The following is a 12920-nucleotide window of genomic DNA, read 5'->3' on the forward strand; positions in this document are numbered from 1 at the left end:
CCCCTATGAGTTTTTCCAATCAGACAGTATACGTTGCTTATTCAGTGCTAACCACTGTAATGAGATAACTGTGGCAGCATTGTCTATTTCACCTTGCTCTAAACGTAACATAGCCTCATCGTATGACATTACATGAGTTTTGATATCTTCATCTTCATTATCTAGACCAAAAATTCCACCTTGATACCCAGCTAAGTCAGTGCGTGCTAAATATAAATACAAACGCTCTGTTGTACCACCAGGGCTTGAAAGGTAAGACATCATAAATTCTAGCTCATTAAGCTCAATGCCCGCTTCTTCAAATGCTTCTCGCTTAGCAACATCTTCGTAATCAGTACTGCCATCAGCCATGCCTGCAATACACTCAAGCAACCAAGGTGACTGCTTGGATGCTAACGCACCTATTCGGATTTGCTCGATTAATAAAACTTGGTCGGTCGTAGGGTCATAAGGAAGTACTGCAACAGCATGACCACGTTCTAATATTTCGCGTTTAACTTCTACCGATTTACCACCAGCAAACAATGCATGATGAAAGCGATAAGTATTAATTTTAAAGAAACCATCATAAACACGCTCAATCGGCTTTAACTCTATGTCATCATGGTTAAATTGTGAGATTGCTGATATTTTCATTCACTATTTCCTTTACGTTTTAAGTAAATGTTACGGCCAATTATATTCTGTTACACTTGGACATGCAGATTTACGTAATTTTTTTTTGGTTATTCATTAAAAAAGAGTACCATGGTGACAGTACAAAATTGTCTAAGGACTGAACGAACAATGAAAAAAACACTACTCGCTGCGCTGATCGGGTTTTCAAGCGCACTGACTGCAACAGCTAGTTATGCTGAAGACTTACTGCAAGTATACGAGATTGCTACGGCAAACGATCCTACCGTACTTAAAGCAAAAGCCCAAGCAGATGCGCAAGCCTATGAGAGCGATCGCGCGTTAAGTGCACTATTACCACAAATTGGTTTAAGCCTTGGTTACCAATCAACCAAATCAGATCTTTATGACGGTAATGATGCAACGGGTTATACCGGTTATGACTATGATCCTGATGAATTTAGCCGTAGTATCAGCTTAAACCAAACACTGTTTGATTTAGGCGCATGGAATTCACTTGGTATTGCAGATAAACAAGCACTACAAGCAAATGCTCAGTACGACTTTGCTCGCCAAGATTTAATCGTTCGTGTTGCTGAGGGTTACTTCAACGTACTAAGTGCAATCGATAACCTTGAGTTCGTACAAGCAGAAAAGCGCGCTATCGAGCGCCAATTGCAACAAACTAAAGAACGTTATGCGGTTGGTTTAACAGCGATTACTGATGTTCACGAAGCGCAAGCTCAGTACGATAACTCTGTTGCGCAAGAAATTGTTGCTAAGAATAGTGTTGAAACAGCTCGTGAGCAGCTTCGCGAAATCACAGGTAAATACCACGCTAAATTAGATATGTTGAATACCGAAACGTTTTCAACGGTTGCACCTAAAAAACAGTCAACTGACTACATCGAAATTGCAAAAGACAACAACTTAAATCTGCAAGTTTCAAAAGTCACGGTTGATATTGCTAAAGATCAAATCGATTTAGCAAAAGCGGGGCATTATCCGAAGCTAACATTAAATGCTTCATATGGTGACAGCCTAACTGACTTAAACAGTAACTCACATAAGCCACGTGAAGATAGTGCTAAAATTGGCGTAAACTTTAGCCTGCCTATCTACTCAGGTGGTGCAACTACCGCTGCAACTGAGCAAGCTCGTGCTTACTATGTCGCGGCAAGTGAAGACTTAGAAGCAAGCTTACGTGCAGTAACCCGCTCAGTTATCACATCATACAACCAAGTGGTATCTGACATCGCAACTTATAAAGCTCTACAACAAGCTGTTGTTTCTGCTGAAAGTGCGCTTAAAGCAACTGAAGCAGGCTTTGAAGTTGGTACACGTACTATCGTAGACGTACTGATCAGCACGCAAAACCTTTATAATGCAAAAAGTAATTTAGCAAACGTTCGTTACCGCTATGTTGTTTCAACACTTCGTTTGAAGCAAGCTGCTGGTACACTAACAAGCGAAGACCTTGCGGCAATTAACCAAGGTTTAAAAGAAATCTAGTAATTTCTTCTAATGAGTCCTTATTTAAAAGCCAGCCTCGTGCTGGCTTTTTTGTATTTTTAAAGACATACAGTTAAACTAGCTTTTTTATTTTCAGAGATTTTTTTGTGGTTAGTTCATCTCCTTTTAAGGCGTCTTTTTTAGGCCCTCGTTACTGGTTAACTTGGGTTGGCGTGTTCTTTTTATATCTTATCTCTTGGTTACCACATAAATTACAACTAGCGCTTGGAAAACTACTTGGTCGTTTAGTACACCGTTTTATGAAGCGCCGCCGTCATATTGCTGAAGTGAATATTCGTTTATGTTTTCCTGATATGCCAGAACATGAACAACGCGAATTAGTACTTAAAAATATGGAAAATACCGGTGTTGCAATGATGGAAACCGGCATGGCTTGGTGGTGGCCCCAGTGGCGTATCAATAAAGTGTTTGGTTCAGTTAAAGGTCTTGAGCACTTTGAAAAGGCTCAGCAAGCAGGTAAAGGTGTGCTGTTACTTGTGCCACACTTTTTACACTTAGAAATGGCGAGCCGTATTATGGGTGTAAAACACCAAGGCATTGGCTTTTATCGCCCACACAATAACCCTTTGATGGAATATTTCACGACTAACGGTCGTCTTCGTTCAAACGAATACTTAATTGGCAAAAAAGATGTCAAAGGCTTATTAAAAGCACTTAAAAATAAAAAAGTTTGCTACTACTTGCCAGATCAAGATTACGGCCGTAAACGTTGTGAATTTGCCCCCTTTTATGCGGTAAAAGAAGCTGCAACAACAACGGGGACGCTGCTATTTTCAAGTAGCCGCAACTGCGAAACGGTGAGTTTAACTAGTCGTCGTGATGAAAATGGTCGCTACCACCTAGAAGTGTTACCTGCTCTTGAAAACTTCCCAAGTGGTGATGATCTTGTTGATGTTACTCATGTAAATCAACGTATGGAGCAAGCCATCGATTTAGCGCCAGAACAGTACATGTGGCTACATCGCCGCTTTAAAACTCGTCCAGACAAGAATGCCCCTTCTTATTACAAGTAGAGTGACATTTTGCTGTTTGTATGGTTTTATAAAGCTAATCAACAACAAGAGTATTAGAAATGTGGTTCTGGGTTAAGCATTTATCACTAGCATTTATTTTAATTGCTGCTGCTATTTACTTTTTATTCGGTAGTGGTCCAGTAATGGACATGAAAGATACTAAGAATGCTGCGGCACAAGGCTTATCGCGCTTTTATGCAGCACTACGTAACCAAGTAAATGACAAAAATAACGAACGAGATAAGTACGTTCTTAAATTGCCTACGCCAGAAACCAGCCTTGATGTAGCACTTTTTGAACGTGAAAAAGTAGTCGATCCTTCATCGCCAAACTGGACTGGAGAGATTCAACCACGTCGTTTTGAAAGTGGTAATACTCTAAAAGATGTACTCGCGGATTATGCCCGCCACGAAGATATCGTGCTGTACTGGTATTTAAGTAAAGACTATGTGGTAAAAGACCATTTTCGCGTTGATAGTAATTTTGTCTCAACACTTTACCAAGTTGGCCGCGCCATCAACGATGATTTCGAAAATGAGGTTTACACTTACTTCTGCTTTAAGCAAAGAGCAGCGGTAATAACCGAGCTGCCCTCAGCTTATGTGCGCGAAAACTGCCGTCGCTTAAAAAGCTAAAACACCTGCTGCCACGCCTGACTAACTAAGTCGATGTGCTGAGTTAACTCAGCACGTGGCGCACAACGCCCTTGCTGATTCAAACTCATCACATGATAGCGTGAACGATACGCAATATACGCAGCGATTAACTCTTGCTGCATTTGTTCACTGATACAATCCAAACGAGCTGCATCAGCTAAAATACGCACATTATCAGACCAAGTAGTTAGCTCAGGGTGCTGCATAGCATTATTCAACACCAAGTACTGAGTGATAAACTCAATATCTGTAATACCGCCCCTATCTTGTTTTAAGTCAAATAGCTCATCATTCCCTTTAGCAAGGTGAGCGCGCATTTTTTCACGCATCTCAACGACATCTGTTTTCAGCTTTTCATTATCGCGGGCTTGGCATAAAACGTCTTTGCGAATTTGTGCAAAACGCTCGCTCAATGAGGTTTGCCCATAAATCATTCGTGAGCGGACTAGTGCTTGATGCTCCCAAGTCCATGCTTGAGTTTGTTGATAGTGATAAAAGCTTTCTAGATTAATAGCCAGTAACCCAGACGCTCCTTCAGGCCTTAAGCGAGTATCAAGCTCATACAAAATGCCAGAAGCGGTGCGAGTATTGAATAAGTGCATTAAGCGCTGCGCCAGCTTTAAGTAGAACTGCCTAGAATCAATCGACTTATCACCATCAGTGTAACTGCTACCATCGTGGTTATGCACAAACACAAGATCAAGATCTGAATCGTAACCGACTTCAAAACCGCCCGTTTTACCATACGCTATCACTGCAAAGCCTTTTTCTTGCTCTGAAGTATTCGCTGGTTGACCAAAGCGCTCAACACAGGCATGCCATGCTATATTTACAGCTTGCTCTACAATAGCCTCAGCAAGCGCAGTAAGGTGATCACTTACTTTCATTACACTAAGAACACCTGTTGCATCTGCTGCGGCAATACGTAATTGATGTGTTTGTTTAAACTGACGAAGTGCTTCCATTTGCAATTCTAAGTCACCATGCTCAATGCGTAAGAAATACTGTCTAATTTCATTTTTGTAAGCAGACAGAGGCGTCGGTTTATAGAGCACCTGAGGATCGATCAGCTCATCAAGTAAAATTGGGTAGCGAGAAATATGCTCACCTATCCATTTACTATGACAACAAAGTGAAACCAGCTGATTTAACGCACCGGGATTTTCGTATAACAGCTCCAAGTAGGCGGTTCGTGAAATGATCTTATTCAGTACTTGGCAAATCATGGTAAAGGCACCACAGCTCGCTTTAGTTACAGTGAGTTGTTTAAGTAAAAGCGGCATTAATTTATCGAGGATATCACGACCTCGACTGCCAATTTTCGCCTTAGTTAATCGCGCTTTAAAATCTTCAAGCGCCGGTTGCCAATCAAGGTTCGGCTCACACATCAGGCTAACATCAGTCATTTCCCAAGCGCTAATATACTCACTTTCACAAGGATCCGCCGTTTCACTTTCAAAGCCAATCACTTGTTCGAATTCACTATGTACTTGGGACATGGTCTGCTCAATGCTAATTAAACACTGATTAAAATCTTCTTTGTTGAGCAAATAACATAAACGTTGTTGGTTTAGCTCGTCATCAGGCAAGGTTTGCGTTTGTTTATCATCGAAAATCTGTAGGTACTGCTCAATTTGACGTAAATCTAAATAGTTCTGTGTTAATAACTCAGCTTCTTTATTCGACATAACTTGGTTGTTTACGAGCTCTTTTAAAGCAACCAATAATGACTGAGTTTGTAAATTAGCTTCACGCCCTCCTCGCACCATTTGCAGAGCTTGCACTATAAACTCCACTTCTCGAATGCCGCCTGCACCCAATTTAATATTGTTTGTAAGGCGCTTTCGGCGTACCTCTTGAGCAATCATTTGCTTCATTTTACGTAACGATTCAATCACCGAGAAATCAATATAGCGACGATAAACGAACGGGCGAAGCAATTCATAAAACTCGTCCCAATAACGATTTTCTGAGCCAATTAAACGCCCTTTTAGCATGGCATAACGTTCCCACTCACGCCCTTGCTCTTGGTAATAGTCTTCCATTGCATTAAAACTCATCACCAAAGGCCCACTTTCACCAAATGGGCGCAGACGCATATCGACCCGAAATACTTGGCCATTTACCGTAGTTTGGTTAAGCGCCATAATTAGTTTTTGCGCCACTTTAGTATAAAACACCTGGGCTTCAATGGAGCGGCGACCACCTTGTGTTGCAACATCGCGTGGATAAGAGAAAATTAAATCAATGTCAGATGAGTAGTTAAGTTCTCCTCCGCCAAGTTTCCCCATGCCTAAAACTAACATTGGCATTGCATTACCGTCATCATCAAGCGGCATGCCGCTGACTTTAGCTACTTGTGCAAATGCCCATTGATTAGCACTATCGATAAGCTGGTTTGCAAGCGCTGAGATATAAGCAATACTGTCAGCAATTGGGTTAGCACAACACAAATCAAGAAAAGCCACTTTCAACCAGTACCTTTCGCGATATAAGCGCAGCTTTGCCATCGCTGCATTGTCGTCAAGTTCGCTAATTTCAGCACTGTTTAACGGAGCTTCAATCTTACGGTTAGTGAGTTCATTATCATCTAGTAACCAATCTTTTAGGTCTGGTTGAGACTGTAAGCAATTCCACGCAAAGTCACTTAAAGACAATAAGTTAATAATTTTCTCTTGCTCCGTTTGCCCTTTATACAGGCTCTCGAAGCGGGTTTGGCCTAACTGATGTAGTGACTCGGTAAGCGCGTGTAAATTACTCATTAAATACTCTCTTTTAACTTGCCAATAACCGTACTAGAATGATTATCAAAGAATTATTTAGCAGGGACCTGCATGTCATATTTATCACTATCTAACACTAGTTTAGTCGCGATTGCTATTAGTTTCGCTGTAATTTGCGTCACTATAGTACTGCTACGTATTCTAACGCAAATCAAAGCAAAACAAGCGCTTAAAGAAGAGCTTGCACAGCATGATAACTTTGCTATGGGGATCAGCTTTGCCAGTGAGATCATGGTTGTTATTGCTACCATTGCCTATATATTTGATGAAATTAGCTTAAGTGCAGCGCAGTCTAACCCGCTCAAGGTCCTATTACTTATTGTGCTGTTATTTAGCTTTATCAAAATAGGTCACTTAATTCACCGTAAATGGATTTTGCATCGCTTTAACGAAGAAGCGGCCATATTAAAACAAAATGTCTGTGCTGCTTTAGTCGACTCAGGCATGTTAATCGCAAACTGTATTATTGCTCTTGGTCTATATAACTGGTGCCATACCCAAGGCTATAGCAGCTTGCTGATCGCCACTGTAAGCTTTTTTGTGCTGCAAGGTATGTTTGCCCTTGATAGTAAAATCCGAGAGTATCGCTTTGCCAAAGCCAACCAAGGTGCATCGCTACAAAGTAATTTTAATCTTGAAAATACTTCTATTGGTATTCGCTATGCGGGTAAGTCTATTGGCCTAGCACTTGCGGGTTATGCTGGTCTTGCCAGTGCATCCTTTATTAGTGGTAAGATGGTAGAAAATTTATTCACTCTAGTATCTCATTGCGGTGCAATGTGGGTATTGTTGTATATTTTGAGCTATATTATTAAATATATATCTTTACCCAATATCGACACATCGTTAGAAGTAGACCACCAAGATAACATTGGCATAGCCTGTATTGAGTTTGCCGTTTTCGGTGCAATAGGCTATTTACTAATAAGTATGTTTTCAATTTGATACGGAAGTTCTTGAATCGTGAGGCGTTATGCCATTTAAAGTTAATAATTATTTATTAGTTGATATCGATAATGAGTTTAGTCGTGCATTTGCTCAGCACTATTTTGCAAATGCCGAAAACTCAACCCTTGTGGTGGCTGGAGCTAATAGCCGTAGCATGGTAAAGCTCATGTTCGATCAACTCGTTAAAGATTATTGCTACTGTGATTTTAGTAATGAGATTAGTGTTTCAGAATTAGCTAGCTATTTACATGAACATCACAACATACAAGGTGTATTGATAAACCAAACTGACTACCAACTGGCAGACGACGCACAAAAGTTTATCTATAACTCATTGCACAAAATACGTTACTTAGTGCAGCAAGAAGGACAAGGATTTGGCTTTACTCCCTGCCCTGATGCAGCTCACATTAATCACTTATCTTGCCAATCTGAAATAGCCGAAACAACTGCCCACGCCTTAACTGCCAAAGATGAGTTTAATTAACAAATAAATAATTGCACCTAAACCGCTGTATACTTACCATATTGCTAAAATTATTGATAAGTGACAGCCATGCGAGTTCCACATATTTACCAACCCTCAGCGATTTCTTTAAACACACCATTAGCACTTGATGATGATGCAGCAGGTCACATTGGCCGTGTATTACGTATGCAAGTCGGTGATAAGGTCTCGATTTTTAATGGTGAAGGAGGTGAATACCTCAGTGAGATTATTGAAGTCAGCAAAAAAAATGTGGTGGTCGAGCCACAAGAATTTATTGATCATGATGTTGAATCGCCTTTAAAAATTCACTTGGGCCAAGGTATTTCTCGTGGCGATAAAATGGATTTCACTATTCAAAAATCTGTAGAGTTAGGTATCACAGAAATCACTCCTATTTTTAGTCAACGTTGTGGTGTAAAACTCAGTGGCGATAGACTGCATAAAAAACACCAACAATGGCAAAAAATTGCAATTGCTGCAGCAGAACAATCTGGCCGCAATTATGTACCAGTTGTACATCCTCCTATCGATATAAAAGAATGGTTAGAGCAAGCAAGTGAAGCAATAAAACTCACCTTACATCCACGTGCTGAGCACAGCATTAAAACTATTCATGTGCCTAGCGAGGGCGTGCGTTTTTTAGTGGGTCCTGAAGGTGGTTTTACCGATGAAGAAATCGATATAGCTAAACAACAAAAATTTGTTGATATTCGTTTAGGCCCTCGTGTTTTGCGGACAGAAACAGCGGCCCTGACTGTGTTAAGCGCACTGCAATTACAGTTTGGCGATTTAGCGAATTGAAAACCGTAAAAACACCCATATATCAAAGTAACAAAACACAGTATGGCATACGATTCTAAGGCAAAATAATGGCAATTAAGTTAGGCATAATCTCTGATCCAATAAGTGGCTTTAATATTAAAAAAGACACTGGCTTTGCAATGATGATGGAAGCACAAAAGCGCGGTTACGAAATTTACTACATGGAAATGGATGACCTGTCTCTGCGTCAAGGTCAAGGCTATGCAACTGCAGCCAAAGCCCGTGTTTTTGATGATGTAAATCACTGGTACGAGTTAGAAGAAAAAGCCACTATTGCTTTAGCTGATTTAGACGTAATTTTAATGCGTAAAGATCCACCTTTTGATACTGAGTATATCTACGCAACCTATATTTTAGAGCGTGCCGAGCAAGCCGGTACTCTTATTATCAACAAGCCTCAAAGCTTACGTGATGCCAACGAGATGCTATTTACAGCTTGGTTTAGCGAACATACCCCTGATACATTGGTAACTCGAAGCCAAGCAGACATTCGTGCATTTTTAGCTGAGCATAAAGATATTATCTTAAAGCCGCTTGATGGCATGGGAGGGGCATCTATCTTTCGTGTTAAAGAGGATGATGCGAATATAGGTGTGATCTGCGAAACATTAACCGAGCATGGTAACCGTTTTGCAATGGCACAAAATTATATTCCTGAAATCAAACAAGGCGACAAACGCGTACTTGTAGTTGATGGTGAAGTGATGCCATATTGCTTAGCGCGTATTCCACAAAATGGCGAAACGCGCGGTAACTTAGCAGCGGGTGGTCGTGGCGAAGCACGCCCTATTAGCGACTCAGACCGCAAAATTGCTGAAGCAGTTGCGCCGACATTGAAAGAAAAAGGCCTTATTTTTGTTGGTCTAGATATCATTGGCGACCGCTTAACTGAAATCAATGTCACTGCGCCAACGTGTGTAAAAGAGATTGAAGCTGCTTATGATATTTCAATCACTGGTCACTTATTTGATGCCATTGAAAGAAAACTGAGCCATACTTAATTTAAACAACAAAAGGGGCGACCTATGCAGTCATTAGAGAATCATTTCTTAATCGCGATGCCGAGCATGCAAGACCCTTTTTTTAAGCGTGCTGTCACTTATATTTGTGAGCACAATCAAGATGGTGCAATGGGCTTGGTGATTAACCAGCCTATCAACATCACTGTGGGCGAGCTACTCGATAAAATCGAAATTGATAACGACAAAAGCAAACAAGCTGCAGGCTTAGCTGTGTATGCTGGCGGACCTGTAAAAACCGATCGCGGGTTTGTTTTACATTCGCCAAAGCCTGGTTATGCAGCGAGTCAAAAGCTCAGCAGTGACATTATGATCACGACCTCAAAAGATGTGTTAGCAAGCTTAACCACAAGTGAGGCACCTGATCAATTTATTATCACTCTTGGCTATGCTGGCTGGGATCAAGGCCAATTAGAACAAGAGCTGTTAGAAAACTCCTGGTTAATTATCAAAGCTGATCCTGAAATCATCTTTAATACTCCAGTCGAAAAACGCTGGGAAAAAGCGGTTTCTATGCTCGGTTTTGATGTCGGGCAATTAAGCTCTGAAGCAGGCCACGCTTAACATTTAAAATTTTAAGACTATGACAAAACGAACTTTTAAGCCGGTGGGTGAACGCACCGTAATGGGTTTTGACTTTGGAACCAAAAGCATTGGTATAGCTATAGGTCAAGAACTCACAGGAACAGCATCAAGCTTACAAGCAGTAAAAGCGAAAGATGGTATTCCTGATTGGCAGCTCATTAAAAAGCAAGTGGACGAATGGCAACCTGATTTAATGGTGGTTGGTTTACCGCTTAATATGGATGGTACGAATCAAGAGGTGACCTTTAAAGCGAAGAAGTTCTCTAATCGCTTACACAACCACTTTGCTATTCCGGTTGAAACTCATGACGAACGACTAACAACTGCAGATGCCAAAGCCCGTTTATTCGAACAAGGTGGCTATCGAAACCTTGGTAAAGGCAATGTTGATAACATGTCTGCAGTGATCATCTTAGAAAGCTTCTTTGAACAATTTTACGGCGACTAGCGCTCTTCGTTAATCACAATATAGTCTTTTAAATCTGGAATAAAGCCTGCCTCTCGGTAGGCTTTTTCAATTGCACCTGATTGACGAAGTTGTGCAAGCCCTTTTTGAATTGCAGCAAAGGCTTCTTTGCCATCGGGATGACTCTTCGAAATGATAAAGTGGCGGCTATCTTTAAGCTGAAGTAAAAGGTTAGGCACAGCAACCAATTCAATATTCTCTAAGGAATAACGATTATTGAGGCTGGGCATCAGGGGCATCATCATAAAATCAACCCACTGCATCGATACAGTGCGGACTTGTCCTAGCCACTCGTCTTCTCTAAGTAATTCTTTCAGTGGCAGAGCCGATAACGTTTGCCAATCGGTTTGCCAGCGTGGCGTTGACACCGCAGTTAATTGCTTAAAGTCAGTAAGCTGTTTTATTTGCAGCGCTTTTTTATTGTTCGGTGAGGTAAAAATGCCCGCAAAATACTCACCATTTCGAATCACAGGCTCTGATATGTACACCGACTCTGCAAGCGACTTTGCATCAACAGACCATACACTATCAAAGCTGAGTAAAAGCTGGCCATCTTCTAACAGCTTGGTATTACGGTAATTAGCATTACCTTTGTGGTAGCGAAATGGCTTAGTGTAGCCGCCTATATTCAATGCTTGTTGAGCTATGATCATATCGACTACATCGCGACGAATGTAAGCACCACTGAAGTCTTTAACTTCAATAGGCTTACGACCATTCAAAAAGCGACTGTAATCGTCATAAACATCATCGCGAATAAAAATAACCACACCTTTATTGTCATTACCGTATACATGAAACGTACTCACTAATAGTAATAACCAGCTGATTAAACTTACTCGCAATCCCATTTATGTGTCACTCTTTCCATCAAGACCATCGATAGTCACGCCTTGTAAAAAGCCTGCGCCACTTTGCTCATTGTTTTGTAGCTTAATCATTAAGCGTAGGTCATTTGGCGAATCAGCATGATGCAACGCATCGGCGTAGTTAATGCGACGCTGCTTATAAAGCTCAAACAATGCTTGATCAAAGGTCTGCATACCCATTTCTTTCGATTTCGCCATGGTTTCTTTGATAGAACCAACATCACCTTTTTTAATAAGCTCTGCCACCATAGGTGAATTTAGCAAAATTTCGATAGCAGCTACACGTCCTTCGCCATCGGCAGTTGGAACCAACTGCTGAGCAACAATAGCGCGAAGGTTAAGTGCTAAGTCGTATTTTAACTTATCGTGCTTTTCTTTAGGTACTAAGTGCATAATACGGTCGATTGCTTGGTTAGCATTATTCGCATGCAGTGTTGCCACACACAAGTGACCTGTTTCTGCAAAGCTTAATGCATACTCCATGGTTTCTTGTGAGCGTATTTCACCAATTAAGATTACATCAGGCGCTTGACGCAACGAGCTTTTTAGCGCTGATTCGAAGCTTTCTGTATCTAAACCTACTTCACGTTGAGTAATGATACTTTTACGATGCTCGTGAACAAATTCAATAGGATCTTCAATCGTTAAAATATGACCTCGCTGGTTGCGGTTACGATAACCTAAAAGCGCAGCGAGCGAGGTCGATTTACCCGTACCTGTACCACCCACAAACAGAACTAAACCACGTTTAGCCATAATCACATCGGTTAAGGTTGACGGCAACCCTAGCTCATTGACATCAGGTATCTGAGTCACGATACGACGAATAACCATACCAGCTCTGTCACGCTGCCAAAAAGCAGAAACACGGAAACGGCCCTCATCAGTTGCAATCGCAAAGTTACACTCTTTAGTATCATGAAATTCTTTACGCTGCTTATCGCTCATGGCTGACTCAACCAAATCGAGTGAAGCTTCATCAGAAAGCTTTTCGTCGGTAAGATGTACTAGCTCACCGTTTATTTTTGCACTGACAGGCAGTTGGCTAGAAACAAACAAGTCAGACGCTTTTTTGTCGATCATAACTTGTAAAAAATGATTTAAAGGTAAAGACATTTTAA

13 protein-coding genes are annotated in these 12920 nt (G+C 41.0%); 9 read left to right on the forward strand and 4 right to left on the reverse strand.

Annotation, left to right across the window (positions count from 1 at the left end):
- Positions 1-3 precede the first annotated feature (3 nt).
- Positions 4-636 carry an NUDIX domain-containing protein gene (locus HCZ11_RS08245; RefSeq protein ID WP_130049629.1) on the reverse strand — a complete coding sequence of 211 codons (633 nt, stop codon included), beginning with the start codon at positions 634-636 and terminating at the stop codon, positions 4-6.
- A 150-nt stretch (positions 637-786) separates the two neighbouring features.
- Between HCZ11_RS08245 and tolC the strand changes: the two genes are divergently transcribed.
- From tolC to HCZ11_RS08260, 3 genes are all read left to right on the forward strand, one after another.
- Positions 787-2127: an outer membrane channel protein TolC gene (gene tolC / locus HCZ11_RS08250; RefSeq protein WP_130049630.1), complete on the forward strand. Its 1341-nt coding sequence runs from the start codon at positions 787-789 to the stop codon at positions 2125-2127.
- Between the two features lie 107 nt (positions 2128-2234).
- Positions 2235-3161 carry an LpxL/LpxP family Kdo(2)-lipid IV(A) lauroyl/palmitoleoyl acyltransferase gene (gene lpxL / locus HCZ11_RS08255; protein WP_167658184.1) on the forward strand — a complete coding sequence of 309 codons (927 nt, stop codon included), beginning with the start codon at positions 2235-2237 and terminating at the stop codon, positions 3159-3161.
- Between the two features lie 59 nt (positions 3162-3220).
- A complete protein-coding gene (locus tag HCZ11_RS08260) occupies positions 3221-3796 on the forward strand; it encodes a TcpQ domain-containing protein (protein WP_130049632.1) in 576 nt (191 codons plus the stop codon).
- Here HCZ11_RS08260 and glnE read toward each other — a convergent pair.
- Positions 3793-6579 carry a bifunctional [glutamate--ammonia ligase]-adenylyl-L-tyrosine phosphorylase/[glutamate--ammonia-ligase] adenylyltransferase gene (gene glnE, locus HCZ11_RS08265; RefSeq protein ID WP_167658185.1) on the reverse strand — a complete coding sequence of 929 codons (2787 nt, stop codon included), beginning with the start codon at positions 6577-6579 and terminating at the stop codon, positions 3793-3795. The genes HCZ11_RS08260 and glnE overlap by 4 nt on opposite strands.
- A gap of 72 nt (positions 6580-6651) precedes the next feature.
- Here glnE and HCZ11_RS08270 point away from each other — a divergent pair, with 72 nt between their 5' ends.
- The 6 genes from HCZ11_RS08270 to ruvX all read left to right on the forward strand — a co-directional run bounded on the left by HCZ11_RS08270 (position 6652) and on the right by ruvX (position 10912).
- On the forward strand, positions 6652-7545 hold the full coding sequence (locus HCZ11_RS08270; protein ID WP_130049634.1) for a hypothetical protein: 894 nt from the start codon (positions 6652-6654) through the stop codon (positions 7543-7545).
- A gap of 28 nt (positions 7546-7573) precedes the next feature.
- Positions 7574-8035 carry a hypothetical protein gene (locus HCZ11_RS08275; RefSeq protein WP_167658186.1) on the forward strand — a complete coding sequence of 154 codons (462 nt, stop codon included), beginning with the start codon at positions 7574-7576 and terminating at the stop codon, positions 8033-8035.
- A 69-nt stretch (positions 8036-8104) separates the two neighbouring features.
- Positions 8105-8839: a 16S rRNA (uracil(1498)-N(3))-methyltransferase gene (gene rsmE / locus HCZ11_RS08280; RefSeq protein WP_167658187.1), complete on the forward strand. Its 735-nt coding sequence runs from the start codon at positions 8105-8107 to the stop codon at positions 8837-8839.
- Positions 8840-8907: 68 nt separating this feature from the next.
- Positions 8908-9861 (forward strand): glutathione synthase, encoded by a 954-nt coding sequence (gshB, locus tag HCZ11_RS08285; protein ID WP_167658188.1) that lies wholly within the window; start codon positions 8908-8910, stop codon positions 9859-9861.
- 24 nt (positions 9862-9885) lie between these two features.
- The gene (locus tag HCZ11_RS08290; RefSeq protein ID WP_130049638.1) at positions 9886-10443 is read left to right on the forward strand and encodes a YqgE/AlgH family protein; all 558 of its coding nucleotides are present in this window, start codon (positions 9886-9888) and stop codon (positions 10441-10443) included.
- A gap of 19 nt (positions 10444-10462) precedes the next feature.
- The gene (ruvX, locus tag HCZ11_RS08295; protein ID WP_167658189.1) at positions 10463-10912 is read left to right on the forward strand and encodes a Holliday junction resolvase RuvX; all 450 of its coding nucleotides are present in this window, start codon (positions 10463-10465) and stop codon (positions 10910-10912) included.
- On the opposite strand, the gene HCZ11_RS08300 is transcribed toward ruvX, so the two are convergent.
- Together HCZ11_RS08300 and HCZ11_RS08305 are read right to left on the reverse strand one after the other, a co-directional pair.
- On the reverse strand, positions 10909-11781 hold the full coding sequence (locus HCZ11_RS08300) for a hypothetical protein (protein WP_167658190.1): 873 nt from the start codon (positions 11779-11781) through the stop codon (positions 10909-10911). The genes ruvX and HCZ11_RS08300 overlap by 4 nt on opposite strands.
- Positions 11782-12915: a PilT/PilU family type 4a pilus ATPase gene (locus HCZ11_RS08305; protein WP_130049641.1), complete on the reverse strand. Its 1134-nt coding sequence runs from the start codon at positions 12913-12915 to the stop codon at positions 11782-11784. It lies immediately after the preceding gene.
- Positions 12916-12920 lie beyond the last annotated feature (5 nt).

It is taken from the genome of Pseudoalteromonas sp. HF66, from assembly GCF_011806445.1.
Taxonomy (GTDB): domain Bacteria; phylum Pseudomonadota; class Gammaproteobacteria; order Enterobacterales; family Alteromonadaceae; genus Pseudoalteromonas; species Pseudoalteromonas apostichopi.

What these genes read in the sequence shown, in the direction of transcription:
- HCZ11_RS08245 (WP_130049629.1), bottom strand. Translation starts at nt 636, where the DNA reads ATGAAAATATCAGCAATCTCACAATTTAACCATGATGACATAGAGTTA.
- tolC (WP_130049630.1), top strand. Translation starts at nt 787, where the DNA reads ATGAAAAAAACACTACTCGCTGCGCTGATCGGGTTTTCAAGCGCACTG.
- HCZ11_RS08260 (WP_130049632.1), top strand. Translation starts at nt 3,221, where the DNA reads ATGTGGTTCTGGGTTAAGCATTTATCACTAGCATTTATTTTAATTGCT.
- glnE (WP_167658185.1), bottom strand. Translation starts at nt 6,579, where the DNA reads ATGAGTAATTTACACGCGCTTACCGAGTCACTACATCAGTTAGGCCAA.
- HCZ11_RS08270 (WP_130049634.1), top strand. Translation starts at nt 6,652, where the DNA reads ATGTCATATTTATCACTATCTAACACTAGTTTAGTCGCGATTGCTATT.
- HCZ11_RS08275 (WP_167658186.1), top strand. Translation starts at nt 7,574, where the DNA reads ATGCCATTTAAAGTTAATAATTATTTATTAGTTGATATCGATAATGAG.
- rsmE (WP_167658187.1), top strand. Translation starts at nt 8,105, where the DNA reads ATGCGAGTTCCACATATTTACCAACCCTCAGCGATTTCTTTAAACACA.
- gshB (WP_167658188.1), top strand. Translation starts at nt 8,908, where the DNA reads ATGGCAATTAAGTTAGGCATAATCTCTGATCCAATAAGTGGCTTTAAT.
- HCZ11_RS08290 (WP_130049638.1), top strand. Translation starts at nt 9,886, where the DNA reads ATGCAGTCATTAGAGAATCATTTCTTAATCGCGATGCCGAGCATGCAA.
- ruvX (WP_167658189.1), top strand. Translation starts at nt 10,463, where the DNA reads ATGACAAAACGAACTTTTAAGCCGGTGGGTGAACGCACCGTAATGGGT.
- HCZ11_RS08300 (WP_167658190.1), bottom strand. Translation starts at nt 11,781, where the DNA reads ATGGGATTGCGAGTAAGTTTAATCAGCTGGTTATTACTATTAGTGAGT.
- HCZ11_RS08305 (WP_130049641.1), bottom strand. Translation starts at nt 12,915, where the DNA reads ATGTCTTTACCTTTAAATCATTTTTTACAAGTTATGATCGACAAAAAA.